This window comes from Providencia rustigianii, from assembly GCF_900637755.1.
GTDB classification, from domain to species: domain Bacteria; phylum Pseudomonadota; class Gammaproteobacteria; order Enterobacterales; family Enterobacteriaceae; genus Providencia; species Providencia rustigianii.
This window is the reverse complement of the sequence record NZ_LR134396.1, coordinates 709,810-731,202: the sequence shown is the minus strand read 5'-3', so window position 1 is coordinate 731,202 and position 21,393 is coordinate 709,810. Positions and strand designations below refer to the sequence as shown.

Sequence of the window (21,393 nt, the reverse complement as noted above, 5' to 3'; positions counted from 1 at the left end):
ACAACCTCATTAGTTAATATTTCCGCCACCTAAGGCAGAAAATAAATTGATTTCATTTTTTTGTTGTTCTATTTCCAGCATTAATAAATTTTGTTTTTCAGAAAATAAATTCCTTTGAGCATCTAGGACATTTAAGTAGCTCAAACTTCCATAGTTATAACCAGCTTGCTTTTGACTTAATATATTAGTTAAAGTAACAACATAAGCTTGTTGAGATATAATTTGATTTTCAATACTAGATTTTAGTACCATGGAATCTTTAACTTCCCTAAAAGCTGTTTGAATACTTTTTTCATAATTTACAATGCTTTTATTTTTTCTAATATTTGCTAGCTCTAAATTCTTACTATTTTTATTACCAGTAAAAATTGGCAATGTGATTTTGGGAATAAAATTCCATATGCCATTTGATGAGTCAAACAAACCTGAAATAGACTCATTACTACTTGATAAACCAGTATTAAATGAAATTGATGGAAAAAAAGCGGCTCTGGCCACTCCAATATTTGCATTTTCAGCAATGATATTTTGTTCAGCCGCCATCACATCAGGACGATTCAATAAAATTTCTGAAGGAATATTTGAAGGAATAGTAATAGGCGTATATTTTACTGATACCACATCAATATTTTCAGTATAATTATTAGTCAAGTAATTCAATAAATTTTTATTTTTATCTATCTCAACTTTAATTTTTTCCATTTTTATATTAACAGATTGAATTTGACCTTTGGCTTGTTCGACATCAGAAACCGTCGCACTTCCAGCTATTAATTTTTGCATCACAATAGATTGGCTATTTAAATAACTCGATTTAGTCTCTTCCGCTATGCTCAGTAACTCTTGATTGTAGACAATATCTAAATAGGCTTGAGCAACAGTTTTAATCGTTATAATTTCAGCAGCTCGATTTAACTCTTTCGAGGCTAAAAATTTAGCTCTATCGGCTTGTGTTAAATTTTTTATTTTGCCAAAAAAATCCAATTCATAGCTAATATCAATACCTGAATTGTATTTTTTAGATAACGCACTCTCCCCTTGTAGATTTTTACTATACTCACTACTTAAAGATATCCCTACTTTAGGATAAAGCTCAGACTCTGTAATGCCGAACTGTATTTTTGCTTCTTCTATATCAAGAACGGTAAGGTATAAATCAGGATTTTTTTCCAATGCAATTCTTATGATTTCTTGCATGTTAGGGTCAACAATAAAATCTGTCCAACTAGGAAGTATAAATACCGTTTTATTTTCGTCCATCAATGAGGTAACGCCAGGTTCTATATTTACGGGAATATTAAGCTTAGGTCGCTGGTATTCAGGTTCAAGAGAAATACATCCAGTCAAAATTACGCTACTTGCTAGCAATAATATCTTAAGGTTATACATGGTCTAACCATACCTCTATTGATTATCTATATTTTGCTAGTGTAGAAATTCCATCCTGTTAGATTCATGACATGAAAATGACAAATTTGTCATTTTACATTTTAATCATTCGATGACTAAAATGTGCCTATTATCCCCAATATATTTAGAGGTTATTGTGAAATTACTTGTTGTTGAAGATGAACAAAAAACTCGAGAGTATCTATCCAAAGGTTTAACTGAATCTGGATTTATTGTGGATGCAATTGAAAATGGAATTACGGGTTTACATATGGCTTCTACGGAAGAGTATGATTTAATTATTCTTGATGTCATGTTACCTGATATCAATGGGTGGGAAATCGCAACAAATTTGCGAAGCATAGGAAAAAATATACCTATTCTAATGTTAACGGCATTAGGGAATGTAGAGCATCGTGTTAAAGGTTTAGAGTTAGGTGCAGATGACTATTTAATCAAGCCTTTTGACTTTTCTGAGTTACTCGCCCGAGTTAGAACATTATTACGCCGTGGAAATAATATCATACAGAAAACACAATTCACTATAGCCAACTTACAAATCGATTTAGTCAAAAGACGTGTGATGCGCTCTAATAATAAAATAAATTTAACCAGTAAAGAATTTTCATTACTTGAATTTTTTGCTCTCCATCAAGGTGAAGTTTTATCCCGCTCTTTAATTGCCTCAAAAGTATGGGATATGAATTTTGATAGCGATACCAACGTCATCGATGTTGCCGTAAAAAGACTCAGATCGAAAATAGATCTCAGCTATGAACCAAAATTGATCCATACAATAAGAGGAATGGGTTACTTATTTGAGCTACCTCAAGATGAATAAATTATTTAATTTTTCCTCTTCAATTTCTACACGCCTTATTGTCTCAATCAGTGTAACGCTCTCCATTGCTCTATTTATATTTAGCGCTATCATGATAAAATCTGTTGTTATTCATTTTAAACAGCAAGATGAGTATTCAATAAATCAAATAAACTTAACGATTCATAGTCTTCTCACTAAAAATAATAACAATAGCATTGAAATGTTATCTCAAATAAAAACGATTATTGATGAGCATCAGGATATTATCTTTTACTTAGAAGATAGAAATGGAACAATTTTAGCGGCCTCTAGTACAACATCAGACATGATTAACCAACTAAAAAACCATCATCCTAGTGGGAATCTTAAATCACAACCTTTTGAAAATTATCGATTATCGGAAACATTTATTGAGTTACCTCAAAGCAATGATAAATACAGATTAGTCACTGCATTATCATTAAATTTTCATCATGACTACTTAGACTCATTAATTAATAATCTAATAATTACTGCATTAATTGCCTGTGTACTCAGTATTTTCATTGTTTATTTACTTGTTATTCGTGGGTTGAAGCCCTTAAAAGAAGTCAGTGATGAAATTAAGAATGTCACTTCAGAAAATTTAAGTATTCGTTTAGATCCAAACACTGTTCCTAAAGAGCTCAAGCAGCTCACTATCTCTTTCAATCAAATGTTAATAAAAATTGAAGATGTATTTGTTCGACAAACTAATTTTTCAGCAGATATCGCTCATGAAATGCGAACGCCTATTACTAATTTAATGACAGAAACTCAAATTTCATTAAGTAAAAGTCGTTCTAAAGAAGAACTCATTGAGGTTTTATACTCTAATTTAGAGGAATATAATCGCCTATCAAGAATGATTTCTGATATGTTGTTTCTAGCAAAAGCGGATGACAACATGTTACTGCCCGAAAAAATACATATTGATATAAGAAATGAAGTCTCTGTTATTTTTGATTATTTTGAGTTCCTTGCTGAGGATAATGGTATTAAGTTAAAAATAATTGGAAATGCTAAGCCGATATTGGCAGACAAAGAGATGTTCAGACGTGCATTAACCAATTTGATTTCAAATGCGATTCGCTATACGCCTAAAGGCGATGCTGTGAGCATTAATCTCTCTGATGTTAAAAATGGTGTAGAAATTATTATTAGTAACCCAGGAAAAAGAATTCCTGAAGAACACTTGCCAAAACTTTTTGACCGTTTTTATCGTGTGGATAAATCTAGGCAAAGAAAAAATGAAGGGAGTGGTATCGGTCTCGCGATTGTCAAATCAATTATTCTGGCTCATAAAGGAGCCATAAATGTCACATCCGATGAATACTCTACGCGATTTACCTTATTTATACCGATAGAAAAATAGATAAATGTCTACTTTGTCATTTTACCGTCACCTTTGAGACAGATATAAAACCTTATTATGATACTAACAAAACATATCACCTAATAAGGATTTATCATGAAGAAAAGTATTATTGCGGTTGCCATTATGCTTAGCACCATCAGTCTAGCTTATTCTCAAACAGACACGAATATTCATCAAAATGCAGCCACTGCATTAAATTTTAATGAAAATAATACGTCACCAGCAAATCAGCAAGCAATTAATCAACATCTAAATCAAGCGGGTATCAATACAGAAAAAAGTATTAATTCTGGCTCATCTTTTTCAGAACTAGAAGAGCATGAAAAACGGGCAGTAGCCCTCAGTTTTTCAAAAAACAATACATCTCCAACCATGGAGAAAATGATAAATGATCATAAAAAACAGTCTATTAATGTACAATCAGATAAAATTAATGGCGTCACATCCTTTTCTACTTTGACTAAAGAAGAGCAGGCAAAAGTCATATTAAACTCACATAAAAATAGTTTATCATCAGTAATTCAAGAACAAATTAATAAACTTTAAAATAAATAGCGAATTAAACTGCCATGCATAAAACCCTAAATTTATCATGGCAGTATTTATCTATATAAAAACATTTAAAAACTATTCAGATTAATAAATAATCTTTACCCTCACTAAATTTAGTTAAATAACTATTTTATTTTACATATTGATTACTCTCGATTATTAATTACACTTCCCTTGCAGTTTAATTTTCTCACTTAATAACGAGGTATGTATATGCAAAAATTATCTATTACATTATTCACATTACTATTCCCTTTATCTATTCTCGCTTCTACTGTTCAAGTTAATAACATTACTCCAACCACTGAATATCTTTTGAATAATGGAGGTAATGGCGGCAATGGAGGGCACGGCGGTAACGGGGGTAGCGGTGGCCATGGTGGAAATGGTGGCAACGGTGGTAATGGCGGTAACGGAAATTAAATAAAGACAATTACTCCCCCCTTTATCATGGGGGGAATGGAGCATACTATGACGAATTACTCTTTATTTTCATTTTTTTCTATTCTATCTTTTTCTATTATATCAACCTCAAGTTACTCTAATAATATTATTAATAATCAAATATATTTATCTTATTTAAATAAGCAAAATATTAATGATAATAAATCAATTTTGAACCTTTGCTTACCTTTTCACTGTCGAGATACTTATTTTCATTTCTCGTACAATGGAAATAATGGAACAAACGGACAGCATGGAAATACCAGTCAAGGGGGTAGAGGCGGCGACGGTCAACAAGGAGGGAATGGAGGCAATGGCGGAAATCATGGTCATGGCAATCATGGAGGACATGCAACACCAGGCAGCAATGGTAATGGTGGAAATGGAGGAAACGGTGGTATTAGCGGTGGCGATGGTGGCCACGGTGGAAATGGTGATGGTTTAGGTAATGGCGGCAACGGTGGGAATGGTTCCATCAATGGTAACGGAGGCAGTGGAGGTCACGGCGGATATAATGGTGGGCATGGGGGCAATGGCGGTGATGCATCTGGTAGTGGCAATGGTGGCAGTGGTGGCAATTCAGGCCCTGGAGGGCAACCCGGTAAAGGAGGAAAAGGAGGCCCTAACGGAGGACAAAATGGTTCTGATGGAACCGATTCATAAGCGTAAGGATCACGGCATAAAAAACGGAAGCCTCAGCTTCCGTTATAAACATCAATATTAATTATTGCTTTGGCGCTAGTTTCATTAAGAATTCACGCAGCTGAGCGAAATCAGAAGGTAAAAAATGCGATAATAGCGGTAAATCTGCACGTTCCGCTAATTCTTTAGGCAATGGAATTTGTTTGTTTAAGATAGCTTCAACGCTCTCTTTAAACTTCGCAGGGTGAGCTGTTCCTAAGAATAAGCCATATTCACCATCTTGCAGTTGATCACGCAGAACACGATAAGCGACTGCGGCATGAGGCTCAGATAAATACCCTTTTTTATCTAATTCACGTACCGTTTCTTTAGTCACTTCATCATTGACTACCCCATGACCCAGCTCGTCTAATGACCAACCTTTACGACGGAATAGCTCTTCAATTCGTGGCCAGTTATTTGGTTGGCTCACATCCATCGCGTTCGATAAAGTAGCGACCGTTTGATGTGGTGTCCATTTGCCATCCTCTAAATAACGAGGAACAGTATCATTCACATTCGTCGCCGCAATAAAGCGCTTAACCGGTAATCCCATCGATTTCGCGAGTAATCCCGCTGTTAGATCCCCAAAGTTACCACTTGGTACCGAAATCACCAATTGATCCCGTTTTTCTGCTGGGATTTGAGCGACAGCTTCAAAATAGTAGCAAATTTGCGCTAATAAACGGCTAATATTGATTGAGTTCGCAGAGTTTAGATACAACGCTTTTTTCAATTCTTCATCATCGAAAGCGTGCTTCACTAATGCCTGGCACGCATCGAAATCATCTTTGATAGCCACTGTGTTGATATTTTTACCCAGTGTACAGAACAGTTTTTCTTGTAGTGGGCTGATTTTTCCTTCCGGATACAGGATCACGACTTGAACATTGTCCACACCATAGAAAGCATGAGCAACTGCTGCGCCAGTATCACCCGAAGTTGCCGTTAGGATAGTCACTGGCGCCCCGCCTGCAACTTGTGCTAACGCTTGCGCCATAAAACGCCCGCCAAAATCTTTAAACGCTAACGTTGGCCCATGATATAGCTCTAACGTAGCCACATCATCTTCCACTTTAGATACCGGGGCAGGAAATGCGAAAGCATCTTTAACACGAGCCTGTAGCTGTTCTGCTGGAATTTCATCGCCGATAAATGCACTTAAAATTCGGCTACTGCGAGTAACAAAATCCAGTTTTAATAATTCATCTATTTCACTCGCACTAAAAGCGGGTAAATCTTGCGGGAAAAACAGACCTTGCTGCTTACCTAAACCTTGTTTCACGGCTTGCGCGAAGCTGACTTGTTCATTGTTATCTTTTAAATTATACAGTTTCATCGTTTACCCTATTGTCCTTGCACCGACCAGATCTAAATGGCAGATATGCACAAAGCCTTCATCATTTTGAATGTAATGTTGTTTTAGATACTCCACCATTTCTTGCGCGATTTTTATATCATCGCTAATGGTGAACAAGGTTGGACCTGAACCTGAAATTCCACAGGCTAGCGCCCCAATTTGTTTAGCATACTCACGAGCTTGAGCAAAACCCGGTAGTAATTGAGTTCGGTATGGCTCGGCAACTACATCTTTGATCATCGTGAGCGCCAATTCTGGCTGGTTAGTATGGCAAGCGTGGATAAAGCCTGATAAATATCGCCCATGGTTCACAATGTCATGGCGGGAATAACTATCGGGTAAAATGGCACGCGCTTCCGCAGTGGAGACTTTAATCCCCGGATAAGCCATTACCCAATACCAATTTTTAAAGGCAGGAACCGGCTGCGAAATAATGCCATTTTGCTCTATAATCAGCTGTAAGCCGCCGAGGTAGCAAGGTGCAACATTATCATAATGAATACTTCCTGAAATGCGTCCTTCCAAGACCCCCATCATCCCAAGCAGTTCAGTTTGGTCAAACGGTTTACCTGCAAATTCATTGAGTGCCATCAGTGCGGCAACCACTGAACATGCACTTGATCCCAAACCAGAACCAATGGGCATATTCTTTTCGAGAACCATTGCCACATTCAGTTTTTTACCAAGACGCTCACAAAACAGTTCCCAACATTGATAAACAATGTTGTGTTCCATTTTCTTTGGCAGCTTGCTAACGAATCGACCTTGGTTGGTTAATGAAAAAGTATCCGCCGCTTCAATACTGACACAGTCACCTAATAATGAGCCATCAATAGGTGAAACTGCCGCGCCAAGCACATCAAACCCAACGCTCACATTCCCAATTGAAGCAGGTGCATAAACTTTAATCACTTCTTAAACTCCCAATTTCCATGATAGGGTACGCAGCATATCCGCAAATACACCCGCCGCAGTTACATCATTACCTGCACCATAGCCTCTTAACACTAAAGGAATTGGCTGGTAATAGCGCGTATAGAATGCCAGTGCGTTTTCGCCATTTTTCACTTTAAACAGTGGGTCGTTACCATCAACGGCGACAATTTTCACCTGACAGCGACCTTCTTCGATAAGACCGACATAGCGTAACACTTTTTCTTCTGCCTCTGCGGCTTTTATGCGCTCAGCAAATGGGGCATCTAGCTGGGGTAAACGTGCCATAAATTCAGTCACGTTACCTGAACTGTCAAAATCAGCGGGTAATACTGATTCAATTTCAATATCTTCCAGTTCTAATTTATATCCCGCTTCACGGGCAAGAATTAATAATTTACGTGCTACATCCATACCGGATAAATCATCTCGAGGATCCGGCTCTGTAAAGCCTTTCTCTTTTGCTAATGTTGTCGCTTCAGACAATGACATGCCTTCATCTAACTTACCGAAAATAAACGAAAGGGAGCCAGATAAGATACCGCTGAAATGAACCAGCTCATCCCCAGCATTGAGTAAGTTTTGAAGATTCTCGATTACCGGTAAACCTGCGCCAACGTTAGTGTCATACAAGAATTTACGTTTCGAATTCTCTGATGCTTCACGTAGCTGATGGTAATAATCCATCGACAATGTGTTGGCTTTTTTATTCGGCGTCACGACGTTAAAACCATCTTTTAAGAAATTAACATACTGCTCAGCAATTTCTTGATTTGATGTACAGTCGATAATTACTGGATTCAAGAAGTGATATTCACGCTCTAAGCGGATCAAGCGGCTAAGACTAAATGGCTCTTTTGCTTCAGCGAGCTCCGCTTTCCAGTTATCTAAATCAATACCTTGCATATTAGTTAGCATCGCTCTTGAGTTCGCGATACCACACACACGCAGGTCAATATGTTTCTGTTTTAGCCATTGTTGCTGGCGATGAATCTGCTCAATCAGCGCATTACCAACCCCACCGACACCCACTATAAAGGCCTCAATCACTTGTTCTGCATTGAAGAGCATTTGGTGACATAAACGCACCGCCGTTGTCGCTGATTCATTGGCAATAACCGCGGAAATAGAGCGCTCAGAGGACCCCTGAGCAATCGCCACGATATTAATATTGCCACGAGTCAATGCAGAGAAGAAACGCGCTGAAATGCCTTTTAGCGTGCGCATACCGTCACCCACAACGGAGATGATAGCCAGTTGCTCCATCACATCTAATGGGTCTAATACCCCATCCTTCAGCTCTAAATAAAACTCTTCTTCTAGCGCAGTACGTGCTCGTCGAAGTTCATTTTGTGGCACACAGAAACTGATACTGTATTCTGAGGACGATTGGGTGATCAGTACCACGGAGATTCCTTTACGCGACATGACTGAGAAAATACGCGCAGCCATACCCACCATGCCTTTCATTCCCGGACCTGAGACGTTGATCATCGCCATATTATTCAGGTTAGTGATCCCTTTAACTGGGGTACTGACATCCGTTTGTCCATCCCCAATTAACGTTCCCGGAGCACTCGGATTAGTGGTGTTTTTGATCAAGCAAGGAATTTGGAACTGAGCAATCGGTGCAATAGTCCGAGGATGAAGAACTTTCGCGCCGAAATATGAAAGCTCCATCGCTTCTTGGTACGACATTCCCTTGAGTAATCTTGCATCAGGCACTAAACGTGGGTCACAGGTATAAACACCATCAACATCAGTCCAAATCTCACAGCAATCAGCGCGTAAGCATGCCGCTAATACCGCCGCAGAATAGTCAGAACCGTTACGCCCTAAAACCACGAGTTCACCTTTATCATTCCCTGCGGTGAAACCTGCCATCAAGATAAAATGGTCTTTTGGTATATTTAATTCTGCAATCCGTTTTGTTGATTCATTGATGTCAACTGTGGATTCTAAATAGTGCCCTTTTGCAAGCAAGCTTTCGACTGGGTTTATCACAGTAACTTTGTGACCACGCGCTTTTAAAACAGATTCCATGATGGCAATAGAGAGTTTTTCACCACGACAGATAATTGCGGCGTTAATGCTGTCAGGGCATTGTCCAAGAAGAGTAATACCATGCAGTACTTGTTTAATTTGCGCGAATTCGTGTTCAGTTAGTTTTTTTAACTTGTCATATTCGAAGCCGGGTAGCTTATCTTTCAAGCCCTTTAACAGATTTGCAAAAATCATTTCTGCATCATTCACATGCGTGATGACATCCTGACCCGCGACTGTTTTTTCAATCATTGCAACGAGATGGTTAGTGATTTTTGCTGGTGCAGATAGCACCAGAGCCACTTGACCATCAGCTAATTTGCTTTCAGCGATGTCAGCAACGTTCAGTACTCGTTCGTCATTTGCAACCGAAGTACCGCCAAATTTAAGCACACGCATGGTATTTCTCTCCTGAATTAACACCAAAAAAAAGCCCACATCTTTTTGGATGCGGGCTTTTTCATTTTTATTTTTTGGATGCGTCAGCCCGCCCCGTTTCCTGTGGTTACGGTGGTGGTGGTAATAATCGTAGTCAGGCTGATGTTACGCATAAATTCTGTCTGTCTCATTGGGAACATTTAATTTCTCCCTATACGGTTAAAGTAATTGTTGAAAAATGTCAAATTTATTTGCTCTAACTCGCATAATTCCGTCCTTTCGCTAGATTAAAGATCACCTAGCTTTAGGGAATATTCCTGTATAAAAACAGGCAAAATCTCCATAATCCAGAAATAAAAACCAATCACCATTGAGTTGTCAGATTTAAATATTATTTCAATAGTGGATGCATTTATTGTTCAATAAACAGTCAAATTCTAATTATTGATATCTGTCATTGCTAGCTCAGAGGTAATCAAAATATTGAGATAAACACGGTTTTGAAAATCTATGTTTATCTTGAATTATTTTTCATCAATATTGATGCCAACCATAAAATCACCTTACCAAGTCACAAATCAATTCCATTAATTGATTACTCAATAGTCATAAAATTTATTATAAAGAAGAAAATAGAATTCAGATATTTCTTAATCAATTTGTTAATTTTTCGTAAAATAAAAGGAAATAATTCAAAGTGAATAGGTGTAATCCCCTAGTTTGAGTTATAAAAAACCAGAATTGCTATTTTTACGCGATTTTAGATTAATAAAATTGATTTTACTCTTCCTTATTTTTAGAAAAAAAATTACAGTAAAAAAACGTTCCTTCAACCACCTTAAGTTAAATTTCAGTAGTGAGTACCCCATAACTATGCGGGCTCTCATCCATATACTCATGAAATAAAAACATTATCTATTTTTAAAACTATTATTTTTTACCTCAATTCGATACCTCAGAGTAATCTAAATTTGGTATAATTCTCTACCTAACAATCTTTGTTAACGTGCTACAATTGATTTTGATATGTATCAAAGCTATCGACAAATATTGCCAAAATTTCTCGCCGCTGGTTTTGTATGGGATTGGCTTATTCCATTACCATCATCTAGTAATTTAACAGCTTTATTTGCTAAGAAAGTAATCAAACATTCAGGAATTGGTGAGTATCATCACGACATAATAATAAAAAATAGCGCACAACATACACTTGATAGCCTTTATAATTTACCCATACGATCGTCCGAACGCTCCGCCTTACATGAAGATATTAAACGATTTATTTCATTTAACTCACCCAAAACACCTTTTGAAATAAAATCAATTACTCGGGTCAAGTTAAGAAAATATATTAATCCGCTAACTTGGGGAAATATACCCAGCAATATATCTGTCCCCTGTAATATTTTACTTGTTGATGACATGGTAACAACAGGTACCTCATTGATGGCGGCATTTAAGTTACTAAAACAACGATATCCAATCGTTAATATTGAGGCTCTCACCTTATTTGGCTCAAGTAAAAAATAATAATTGCCTCGAATAGTCATAATCGATAGGATACCCATAAGAGCTGGTATGAGCGGCCCTGCTCTATAAATTATCGAACGTCGCCCGCGCTGCGCGTGTGTAGCCAGACCGTAAGGGTCAGAAATCACATCCTTAGAGAGCGGATAAGGCAACTAACAGGTTGTAAAAATGTCGTTTCACATTGCACAATCAAAAGGCACTGTAAAAAGTGCCTTTTGCATTTATATCGTTACCAAGGCATAACTGGCACTGCACTCAATGCATTTTTTGGTGAGCCATCAATCATTTTATCCGAATACGTCAAGTAGATTAACGCATTGCGTTTTGGATCATAGAAACGCACCACTTGCAGCTTTTTGAAGACTAATGAAGTTCTCTTTTGGAAAACGACCTGCCCTTTCTGTGGGTTACGTTTTACACGATCAGTCAATTCAATGGGGCCCACTTGCTGGCAAGAAATTGCAGCGTCCGACGTATCTTCGGCTAAGCCTAAACCGCCTTTAATTCCACCTGTTTTAGAACGACTTAAATAGCACGTTACATTATCTACATCGGGGTCATCAAAAGCTTCGACAACGATTTTATGATCCGGACCAAATACTTTAAATACCGTATCCACTGAGCCAATTTCTTCAGCCACCGTGGCAAAAGAGAATGTCGATAGTAATGATGCGATAACGAGTTTTTTTATGGTATCGCCTAAGGCGTAATTTTTTAATCTAGAAAAACGCATTCTGTATTCCCTTTTCAGCTTAATTAACTACAGCATCTTAATATAATAAAAATGATGATCACTCTGTTTTGTAACTAAATCTTAAATACACCGCATTTACTATAAACGAAAAAGATAACTTGTTATAGAATAGCGAATCATTGATAACTCATATCAGTCCTGTGAGTCGTATTGCTTGGGGATATCCATGGATCAAACTAATATTATTCGCGATCTTCTTCGCTGGATAGATGATAACCTTGATAAACCATTATCATTAGATAATGTTGCCGCTAAAGCGGGGTATTCAAAGTGGCATTTACAGAGAATGTTCAAGGATGTAACCGATCAAGCTATCGGTGCTTATATTCGCGCAAGACGCCTGTCCCGAGCGGCTGTAGCACTGCGCCTAACCAGCCGTCCCATCCTTGATATTGCATTACAGTACCGATTTGATTCACAACAGACATTCACTCGTGCATTTAAAAAACAATTTAACCTAACTCCGGCATTTTATCGCCGCACTGAAGAGTGGTGTGCCGCGGGTATCTGTCCACCTATCTTGTTGAATGATCACCACCCTCTGAATTATGAATTTGTGCAGATACCGGAACAATCATTGGTTGGTTTAGAACAAAGCTGCTCCTACGCCTTAGAGGAGTGGTCAACAGCCTGTTCGCAAATGCGTCAATCATTCTGGCGCTATTACCTAGAACATACCACCAGCGTAGCATCTGAAGTCTTTGGCTTACATCACGCTATTCACAATGCTGAAAAAGAAGATGAGCAGACCGTGTTTTATACCACAGCGGTCAAACCTGAAGATGCAAGTTTCAATAATACGCAATACAGCCATATCACCATTCCCGCAGGGGAATATGTGAAGTTCAATTTCAGTGGTGAAGCAAATAGAGAAAGACTACAAGAATTTTTGTATCAGATTTATGGTATCTATCTGCCGAAGCTAAACCTAACTCGTCGCCCTGGCTATGATATTGAGCATTACAAAATTAAAGATGTTGAGATTGATGATGTGAGCAATAGTGATCCGAAAACCCATATTGATGCATTCAGCTACTATGTACCTATCAAAATAGATAGCACACAGTACGCACAATAAAATAGGTCTTTTTGGTGATTGAGGCGTTTTCTATGAAAACGCCTTTTTTATACCATTAACCCTGCTGCTCATCTAAGGCAGGCTGTGTTAAATGGGTTACCTCTCCCGCCGTTTCTACGATCCAGCCATTGGCTAACCATGGGCTATTTTGGTAATCCACTCGAGAAAGGGAGCAATTACGCAATCGTAAACGACGCGGTGAATTAGCAGGAACCCCTAAGATACGACTTAATAAGGTACTTAGCGCTAAACCGTGGCTAACCAGCAATGGGCGGCTACCTTCAGGTAATTCAAGGCAACGATTCAATGCTGCAAACATGCGCGTAAACAATTCATCCATTGATTCACCATTAGGAATACGTCCACCATCTGCGCCATTGATCAAGCTCTGACGCCATTGCTCTTCCTGCTCGGTGAGTGAATCAATCTCTCTCTGTTCTAATACGCCCATATTTAGTTCACGTAAACGCGGTTCTGTGATAATTTCACAACCGCAAACATCCGCAATAATTTGTGCAGTTTCGCGTGTGCGTCCCATATCACTAGTGATAATATGGGTAATACCTTCTGATTTGACCCGATTGGCGACTTGTTCCGCCTGTTTACGACCAAGAGCCGTCAGAGGGCTATCTGATTGACCCTGTATGCGACGAGCAACGTTCCATTTAGTTTCGCCATGGCGAACAAGATAAACCTGTAACATAGATGTGTTCCGTTATTACTGTGCAAAGTATGTGTTCAAAGGAAAATAATTAATGTACCAAGTTATAGCTGCAACGACTAATCCTGCCAAAATTAAAGCAATTCATCTTGCTTTCGATGCTGTTTTTGGACCAGGCAGTTATCAAATTGAAGATATTAATGTCGATAGCAGCGTTCCACAGCAACCTATCGGTAATAATGAAACCCGTACAGGTGCAAGACAACGAGTGATGGCATCGAGACAAGTTCGCCCAGAAGCTGACTTTTGGGTCGGTATTGAAGCTGGCGTCGAAGATGATATGACATTCGCTTGGATTGTTATCGAACACAGCCAAATTCGTGGAGAATCTCGTTCTGCCAGTATCATGATCCCAGAAAAAATTCTTGCGGGGATCCGTGAAGGGCGTGAGCTTGGCGACGAAATGGCATTCTTAACCGGTATTGATAATATCAAGCAACAAGGTGGCGCTATTGGCTTTTTCACCAATGGCGTTCTGACGCGCACCAGTGTTTATCAACAAGCCTTAATACTTGCCTTAGTTCCTATTAAGCACGAAATTTATAAAGAGCTAAACCAGATAGACGATTAATTATACCCGAAACAATTTAAAATGCATGCAGGGCTCTCAATCATTGGGAGCCCTGCTTTTTGGTTAAATAAGACTAAAGTAATTTCGACTCTAGCCACTCTTTGACCGGAATCGGTGCTGATTTCAAACTATTCGACCCACGAGTAATGGTTGCGATCCCAACACCTAACTCATTTTTTAACTCTCGTTGGCTCATTTCACCTCGCATCAACTCTTGCACTATCCTCACTCGAGTTCCTAGCGCTGTCCGTTCATCCGGAGTGAGTAATAGCTGAAGAATTGAATGCTGTATATTTTGTTCAAATGCCATTTGCAGCAGTTCCACAAAACGTTGCCAATCTGCATTCTCATCGGCGGTTAATGCCGGATCAGGGGTATATTCTACAGTCATCGCCTTACCTTCCATACTATTAAACTAGTACAAATAATAGCACAGAACGCTATCCGTCATAGTTAAAAATAAAATAAGAATCAGTATTTCATATTCCATTCAGAAGCAGATAACACATTCCCTTTCTCCCCTAAGAAATGCTTATAAAATAAATCATAAGACAGTACATTTTTCACATAGCCACGGGTCTCGGAGAATGGAATACTTTCTACGAATGCAATTGCATCAATACGCCCTGCACTGTTACCTAACCAACGATTCACTCGTGATGGCCCCGCATTATAAGCCGCACTGGCTAAAATACGGTTATTACCAAACTGTTGATAAACATCATCTAAGTAGGCAGTTCCGAGTTCAATATTCATGACTGGGTTAGTCAGTTGGCTGGTATTCACATAGTTGCTAATACCTTGCTTTTTCGCAGTATGTTTTGCTGTTGCTGGCATCAACTGCATTAAGCCCGTTGCGCCCACAGGAGATTGTGCTTGAGGGTTCCATGCGCTTTCTTGACGAGCAATCGCCATTGCATAACTTTTCTGGATGCTTTTATCACGAGTATAAGTATTAAATTGCTTTTCCCATGCAAGAGGGAATCGCTCTTCCAGATGATCCCACAACTTCGCCGTGATCGTGGCTTGAACGCTGAGATCTGCCCATTTATTGTTAAAGGCATAGCGCGCTAACTGCTCCTGCTGATTAGCAGACATCGAAGAGACTAAATTAATCCATTCGGAACGCGCAAGATTATCCATTTCCCAATACATCAATTCACGTACACGCTGAATTTGCGGCATATTATGAATACTTTCATCCGGTTGTACGGCTTTATTCACATACACGGGATAATCCATTTTCAGCTGCTGAGCCGCAACCATTGGATAAAAACCACGTTTTGACGTTAACTGGCGCAGTAGTGTTTCCCCTTCTGCGGTTTTACCTTGATCAATTAATGTCATCGCCTGCCAATATTGCCACTCTTCCTTATTTTTCACTTCATTAGGAAGTTGCTTCAACCACGTTGCGACGCCCGCTTTGTCACCTTGCCCCAAGGCCAAGCGCACGCGGCGCTCTTTTAAGGTTGCTGAATTCGTTTCACGGATAGTTTCATCACGCCACATTGCCTGCTCAGGGGTTACATCCCCCATGTATTGCCATGCTACGCTATCTTTGAGTTGCTGGGTTTCTGCCATATTCATTTTCTGGGCAGAACTAATTCCCGCTAAAGCGGCACGCGCTTCATCCGGTGATTGACGTGCAAAGCGACTAAAACCCGCTATCGTCGCTTGGCGAGTAAAATCTGTTGGTGTGAGGTTTTTGGCGAATGCCACTACCGATGCCGGATCATTTTGCAATTTAACCAACGCATCTGCGACCGTTTTATAGCTGTTCGGAAGACGCTTAGCAAGATAAGTTGCGGTTGACGTATTTCCTTCTTTGATCGCTAAATGAATGCGCGCCAAAATCATATCGGTCGATAGGTAGCCTTCCCTTTCCCACTCATTAAATAATTTGTCGCAGGAAGCTGGCATCGAATGGCCATTGAGCCATAATTTTTCAGCACCTTGCCACGCAACTTGTTTATTTCCCGTTGCCCAATTTGCAAAATAGAAATTACATTGCGCTTCTGCTGGTTGAGGAGCTTCAGGGCTAAATTCCAGTAATGATTTCCACTCTTGGCGACGTGCTAACTCATTCACAAAACGGTTTTTGAGTGTTTTTGCGGCAGGTAACGTCGGATAGGTATTAATGAATTCTTGAGCTTGTCTTGGGGAGATAATATCCAAATCTTGGGACAGCTCACGGTAAATCAAATAGGGATAGAGTGGATAATCCTGTAAGGTTGGTAACAATCGTTCCACTTCATCCATTTTATTGGCATCCCAAGCGAGCTTAATCGCTTGATAACGTTCACGTTGTGCCTGTATAGAATCCGCCCAAACTGTTGTGGATACTAACAGCATCGTCACTGGAACTGCCGCTAACCAACCTTTCATATTTACCCGCTCCATCGCTTAAATCCTGTTAGAGATAAACCTCAAACATACCCAAAGCATCAATTACATGTATCAATAATATTAATGCTACCTAAAGTTTTCAGCCAGTGACAGTGGAGATTTCTTGAATTTATCGAGTTTACAATACTTTTACACTCATTAGTGCGGGGGGGCGGGGCGGTTGAAGGCGCTAGAAAAACCAACATCATCACGCCAACAAAATGTGTTGGCGTGAATTATAGGGATATTTATCTGTATTCCCGTTCTAGAAATAATACCTAGATTGCTATTTAGCCAAATTGAAGTTCGCCTTTATTATACGTTAGGTTCGGAAGATGAGCCGTTGAATCAGCTCTCATGCTATTTTCACTCAATAATTTATTCAATGATTGCAGGTCTCCATATACTGAAGAAGAGTGGTGGAGATGGAGACTGACATCGACATCACATTTTGCAAACCCTTTGTCTTCTCTCACTTTTTCAATTCCATTGTTTATCGTATTAAAAGCCACTAACATTCTAATATAGTGGTCTCTATCATTAGCGTTCTTCCCCGGTTTGAATTCCCCGCGAACACTATCCGTTCCTTCATTGATAAACTGATAAACCGAATTTCGAATCTCAAATAAATCATCAACAATTTTATCTATTTTGCTACTTAATTGATTTCGTTGTTCCTTATTCGATATTGAATAAGCATTAATCATACTATCCACTTCATTTTGTTGTGATGAATCCAATAAGTGATAAGCATTTAATTCATTCACTGTCGTTGAAGAATTAAAGCCATTGGTTTTTGTATTGCCTTGAGTGGATACATCGCTAAAATCAATTAAATCAGAATGACGATGAGAAATATTAGCTGAAAACATATTAATTCCTTTTACGCAGATTTATTTCAGTATAAAAACACAATGATAAGTAAATGAGTCCATATTTTTATAACGCTAATAAACCATGCTTAAAACATGCTATTTATCCCGTTATCGCTCCCATCTTAAACGAGTTAATGATTACTAAATTGCACGAAACGCCATCCTTTGCGTCATAAACAATCTCATGGTTTGATCGCAACAACAGACAAAATTTTGATCGATATGGCACTCTCATATGGGAAATTATTGACTTAGGTACAAGAACAATTACAGTTAGGCACAAATGATTTTACTGTCTATGGGAATTCCCCCTCTGAGCACATAAGTTGCCAGGTTGAAGTACTAAAATGCTAAAGTTAGCGATAAATGTCCCTGATATGTCTCATAGATGAAAAATATTTAATTTTTTCTTATAAAACAAAAGGTAAGATAAATTGGCTCAATACGTCTACAGCATGTATCGAGTGGGAAAAATTGTTCCACCGAAACGTCATATTTTAAAAAACATCTCTCTGAGCTTCTTTCCTGGAGCTAAAATTGGTGTTTTAGGTCTTAACGGTGCTGGTAAATCCACCTTACTGCGCATTATGGCGGGTATTGATACGGATATTGAAGGGGAAGCACGTCCTCAGCCAGGCATTAAAATTGGTTATCTGCCACAAGAACCAAAACTGAACCTTGAGCACACTGTACGTGAAGCGGTTGAAGAAGCTGTAGGTGAAGTGAAACAAGCATTAAACCGTCTTGATGAGGTTTATGCTCTGTATGCCGATCCTGATGCGGATTTTGATAAATTAGCCAAAGAGCAAGGTGAGCTAGAAGCAATTATCGCCGCTCATGATGGCCATAATTTGGATAACCAACTTGAGCGTGCCGCGGATGCATTACGCTTACCAGCTTGGGATGCCAAAATTGAAAACCTCTCTGGTGGTGAACGCCGCCGAGTGGCAATTTGCCGCCTACTGTTAGAAAAACCTGACATGTTGCTACTCGATGAACCGACTAACCACTTGGATGCTGAATCCGTAGCTTGGTTAGAGCGCTTCCTGCATGACTACGAGGGCACCGTTGTGGCAATTACCCATGACCGTTACTTCCTCGATAACGTCGCAGGCTGGATCCTCGAGCTTGACCGTGGTGAAGGTATTCCTTGGGAAGGTAACTACTCTTCTTGGTTGGAGCAAAAAGATGAGCGTCTGGCGCAAGAAGCGTCAACTGAAGCTGCTCGTCGTAAATCCATCGAGAAAGAACTTGAGTGGATCCGTCAAAATCCTAAAGGCCGCCAATCGAAAGGTAAAGCGCGTCTGGCTCGCTTTGAAGAGCTTAACAGCGTCGAATACCAAAAACGTAACGAAACCAGCGAGCTGTTTATTCCACCTGGACCACGTCTGGGTGACAAAGTACTCGAAATTGAAAACCTGAGTAAATCTTATGGGGATCGTGTACTGATCGACAATCTGAGCTTCTCGATCCCGAAAGGGGCGATCGTGGGGATCATCGGTCCGAACGGTGCGGGTAAATCAACCCTATTCCGCATGATTTCAGGTCAAGAACAACCGGATTCTGGCTCAATCACGTTGGGTGATACCGTGAAGATTGCTTCCGTGGATCAGTTCCGTGATGCGATGGATGATAGCAAAACTGTATGGGAAGAGATTTCCAATGGTCAAGATATCATGCGTATCGGTAACTTTGAGATCCCAAGCCGTGCTTATGTTGGTCGCTTTAACTTTAAAGGCATTGACCAAGGTAAACGTGTCGGTGAGCTATCTGGTGGTGAGCGTGGTCGTTTACATCTAGCAAAACTGCTGCAAGTTGGCGGTAACATGCTGCTCCTCGATGAACCAACCAATGACCTTGATGTTGAAACTTTACGCGCACTGGAAAACGCCCTGTTAGAATTCCCAGGCTGTGCAATGGTTATTTCCCATGACCGTTGGTTCCTTGACCGTATCGCGACTCACATTATCGATTACCAAGATGAAGGCAACATTACCTTCTTCGAAGGTAACTTCTCTGAGTACGAAGATTACAAGAAACGTACTTTAGGTGCTGATGCGTTGCAACCACACCGTATCAAGTATAAAAAGATGACTAAATAGTCCCTTTTTATGATCAAAAAACGGCACCTTTGGGTGCCGTTTTTTTTAATTACATTGAGTTATCTAGCATCAGTAATTGCTGAACTAACGAAACACACTCTAAGAAACGTGAGTCATAGTCAGAGGATTCCACATGGACAAAATCAATACTGTTTTTCTTCAGCATCTCAATCAATAAAGTTTGAAACTCCATACGGTCTTTATCACTGCCTAAGCTACGTAACCCATCCGCCACCCACGGCGTATTATTCTCCAGAACAATCACCAAATCAAAACGATATTCGTCAATCAATGCCTGCACGAAAGGGTGCTCTTTACCCTCATAACGCAGACAAAATGCTTGAGTGGTGACAAAATCCGTATCAATGAAGGCAACTTTGTTCGCATACTTCACTGCAAAATCAATATACTGGGCATGCCCTAACGCAATTTTATCGTAATCAGAATATTGCAGCGCCATCTCATCGCCACCCAAATGGCTGAAGACATAATCGCGCCCATACTCCCACGCACTGGTAGTATTAAAAATATTCGCCAGCTTATTCACTAACGTTGATTTCCCGCTAGATTCGCCACCTAAAATTGCCACTTTACGTACAAAGAAAGGCTTCACTTCGGTTGGAATATATTCCCAATAACGGAATGGCGCCTGACGAATTTGATTTCCACTGATATTCATAAAGGTGCGTTCAGGATCAATCAAGATAGTTTCGATCCCAAGGTGCTTTTTATAACGTTGAACATCATTTGACTCACCAGAATAGATAAAGCTAGGATGAATATTGTGCTTTTTCATAAAGCCTTTCATTCCTTCGCTCCACACTTCCCAACCGTGAGGATAAGGCTCAATTCCTTGCTCATCAAATGAGTGAATATGAATATTTTTTTGATACTTAAAGGTTTGTAGCAACCAGCGCAGTCGGTCACTCACGGTAGGCTGTTGAGACATGGAGCTATTCACAAATAGCTCTTTATCGCGAGGCTCGTCGTGACATAAAATCACATGCAGCTCATCAACTTGGCTACACGCTCGCTGAATCAAATAAATGTGCCCCGTATGTAACGGATAAAATTTACCGAATACCACGCCAATCGTTTTTTGTTGGATGGGATACTCCAAGCCTAAGAAACGATGAAGTGCAGCAATTTTTTGAGCACTCGGACTTTTGATTTTGTCATTAATTAACTGGCTGAGATACCCTTTGGTCATCTCTGTTGCATCAGCCACTTGCTGTAATGTATAACCAGCACCCTTGATGGCACTTTTTAGATAATCAAATTCAGCCATATTATTTGTCCTTTCGCTTTGAGCGCCTTAATGAGGATGCTCTTCAACCATTCCTACTCACAATTATCTAAATGATCCGTGCTGTCGCTA

Annotated in this window: 20 protein-coding genes and 1 other annotated feature; of the genes, 9 read left to right on the top strand and 11 right to left on the bottom strand. The window is 39.5% G+C overall.

Annotation, left to right across the window (positions count from 1 at the left end):
* Positions 1-9 precede the first annotated feature (9 nt).
* Positions 10-1,389, bottom strand: coding sequence for an efflux transporter outer membrane subunit (locus EL244_RS03295; RefSeq protein WP_126458740.1), 1,380 nt, complete (start codon positions 1,387-1,389; stop codon positions 10-12).
* Positions 1,390-1,546: 157 nt separating this feature from the next.
* Between EL244_RS03295 and EL244_RS03290 the strand changes: the two genes are divergently transcribed.
* The 5 genes from EL244_RS03290 to EL244_RS03270 all read left to right on the top strand — a co-directional run bounded on the left by EL244_RS03290 (position 1,547) and on the right by EL244_RS03270 (position 5,267).
* On the top strand, positions 1,547-2,230 hold the full coding sequence (locus EL244_RS03290; RefSeq protein ID WP_126458737.1) for a heavy metal response regulator transcription factor: 684 nt from the start codon (positions 1,547-1,549) through the stop codon (positions 2,228-2,230).
* Positions 2,223-3,605 (top strand): Cu(+)/Ag(+) sensor histidine kinase, encoded by a 1,383-nt coding sequence (locus EL244_RS03285; protein WP_126458734.1) that lies wholly within the window; start codon positions 2,223-2,225, stop codon positions 3,603-3,605. Before EL244_RS03290 ends, EL244_RS03285 begins: the two co-directional genes overlap by 8 nt.
* 96 nt (positions 3,606-3,701) lie before the next feature.
* Positions 3,702-4,154 (top strand): hypothetical protein, encoded by a 453-nt coding sequence (locus EL244_RS03280; protein ID WP_126458731.1) that lies wholly within the window; start codon positions 3,702-3,704, stop codon positions 4,152-4,154.
* Positions 4,155-4,373: 219 nt separating this feature from the next.
* Positions 4,374-4,583 carry a hypothetical protein gene (locus EL244_RS03275; protein WP_126458727.1) on the top strand — a complete coding sequence of 70 codons (210 nt, stop codon included), beginning with the start codon at positions 4,374-4,376 and terminating at the stop codon, positions 4,581-4,583.
* A gap of 192 nt (positions 4,584-4,775) precedes the next feature.
* Positions 4,776-5,267 carry a hypothetical protein gene (locus EL244_RS03270; RefSeq protein ID WP_230084845.1) on the top strand — a complete coding sequence of 164 codons (492 nt, stop codon included), beginning with the start codon at positions 4,776-4,778 and terminating at the stop codon, positions 5,265-5,267.
* Positions 5,268-5,328: 61 nt separating this feature from the next.
* Here the strand turns inward: EL244_RS03270 and thrC are convergent, their stop codons facing one another.
* The 4 genes from thrC to thrL all read right to left on the bottom strand — a co-directional run bounded on the left by thrC (position 5,329) and on the right by thrL (position 10,172).
* The gene (thrC, locus tag EL244_RS03265) at positions 5,329-6,624 is read right to left on the bottom strand and encodes a threonine synthase (protein ID WP_126458721.1); all 1,296 of its coding nucleotides are present in this window, start codon (positions 6,622-6,624) and stop codon (positions 5,329-5,331) included.
* A gap of 3 nt (positions 6,625-6,627) precedes the next feature.
* Entirely contained in the window at positions 6,628-7,557 is a 930-nt protein-coding gene (gene thrB / locus EL244_RS03260; protein WP_126458718.1) for a homoserine kinase, read from the bottom strand.
* Positions 7,558-7,560: 3 nt separating this feature from the next.
* Complete coding sequence (gene thrA, locus EL244_RS03255; RefSeq protein WP_112836159.1) at positions 7,561-10,020, bottom strand: bifunctional aspartate kinase/homoserine dehydrogenase I; 2,460 nt, start codon at positions 10,018-10,020, stop codon at positions 7,561-7,563.
* 24 nt (positions 10,021-10,044) lie between these two features.
* Positions 10,045-10,165, bottom strand: a sequence feature (Thr leader region).
* Positions 10,104-10,172, bottom strand: coding sequence for a thr operon leader peptide (gene thrL, locus EL244_RS03250; RefSeq protein ID WP_108479263.1), 69 nt, complete (start codon positions 10,170-10,172; stop codon positions 10,104-10,106). (Overlaps the previous feature by 62 nt.)
* An 853-nt stretch (positions 10,173-11,025) precedes the next feature.
* On the opposite strand from thrL, the gene EL244_RS03245 reads away from it, so the two are divergent.
* The gene (locus EL244_RS03245) at positions 11,026-11,529 is read left to right on the top strand and encodes a phosphoribosyltransferase (RefSeq protein WP_197721686.1); all 504 of its coding nucleotides are present in this window, start codon (positions 11,026-11,028) and stop codon (positions 11,527-11,529) included.
* A 229-nt stretch (positions 11,530-11,758) separates the two neighbouring features.
* Here the strand turns inward: EL244_RS03245 and creA are convergent, their stop codons facing one another.
* Positions 11,759-12,262 (bottom strand): protein CreA, encoded by a 504-nt coding sequence (gene creA / locus EL244_RS03240; RefSeq protein WP_126458715.1) that lies wholly within the window; start codon positions 12,260-12,262, stop codon positions 11,759-11,761.
* 187 nt (positions 12,263-12,449) lie between these two features.
* Between creA and robA the strand changes: the two genes are divergently transcribed.
* Positions 12,450-13,361 carry an MDR efflux pump AcrAB transcriptional activator RobA gene (gene robA / locus EL244_RS03235; RefSeq protein WP_006815867.1) on the top strand — a complete coding sequence of 304 codons (912 nt, stop codon included), beginning with the start codon at positions 12,450-12,452 and terminating at the stop codon, positions 13,359-13,361.
* Positions 13,362-13,416: 55 nt separating this feature from the next.
* Here robA and gpmB read toward each other — a convergent pair whose 3' ends face one another.
* A complete protein-coding gene (gene gpmB, locus EL244_RS03230) occupies positions 13,417-14,064 on the bottom strand; it encodes a 2,3-diphosphoglycerate-dependent phosphoglycerate mutase GpmB (RefSeq protein ID WP_126458712.1) in 648 nt (215 codons plus the stop codon).
* A 52-nt stretch (positions 14,065-14,116) separates the two neighbouring features.
* Between gpmB and yjjX the strand changes: the two genes are divergently transcribed.
* Positions 14,117-14,653 carry an inosine/xanthosine triphosphatase gene (gene yjjX / locus EL244_RS03225; RefSeq protein WP_006815869.1) on the top strand — a complete coding sequence of 179 codons (537 nt, stop codon included), beginning with the start codon at positions 14,117-14,119 and terminating at the stop codon, positions 14,651-14,653.
* Between the two features lie 73 nt (positions 14,654-14,726).
* Here the strand turns inward: yjjX and trpR are convergent, their stop codons facing one another.
* From trpR to EL244_RS03210, 3 genes are all read right to left on the bottom strand, one after another.
* Positions 14,727-15,044, bottom strand: coding sequence for a trp operon repressor (trpR, locus tag EL244_RS03220; protein ID WP_112836155.1), 318 nt, complete (start codon positions 15,042-15,044; stop codon positions 14,727-14,729).
* Between the two features lie 80 nt (positions 15,045-15,124).
* Entirely contained in the window at positions 15,125-17,053 is a 1,929-nt protein-coding gene (gene sltY, locus EL244_RS03215; RefSeq protein ID WP_126458709.1) for a murein transglycosylase, read from the bottom strand.
* Between the two features lie 275 nt (positions 17,054-17,328).
* Positions 17,329-17,910, bottom strand: coding sequence for an NleF caspase inhibitor (locus EL244_RS03210; protein WP_006815873.1), 582 nt, complete (start codon positions 17,908-17,910; stop codon positions 17,329-17,331).
* A 437-nt stretch (positions 17,911-18,347) separates the two neighbouring features.
* Here EL244_RS03210 and ettA point away from each other — a divergent pair, with 437 nt between their 5' ends.
* Positions 18,348-20,015 (top strand): energy-dependent translational throttle protein EttA, encoded by a 1,668-nt coding sequence (gene ettA / locus EL244_RS03205; RefSeq protein ID WP_039855637.1) that lies wholly within the window; start codon positions 18,348-18,350, stop codon positions 20,013-20,015.
* Between the two features lie 49 nt (positions 20,016-20,064).
* Here the strand turns inward: ettA and nadR are convergent, their stop codons facing one another.
* Entirely contained in the window at positions 20,065-21,303 is a 1,239-nt protein-coding gene (gene nadR / locus EL244_RS03200; RefSeq protein ID WP_112836153.1) for a multifunctional transcriptional regulator/nicotinamide-nucleotide adenylyltransferase/ribosylnicotinamide kinase NadR, read from the bottom strand.
* Positions 21,304-21,393: the final 90 nt, after the last annotated feature.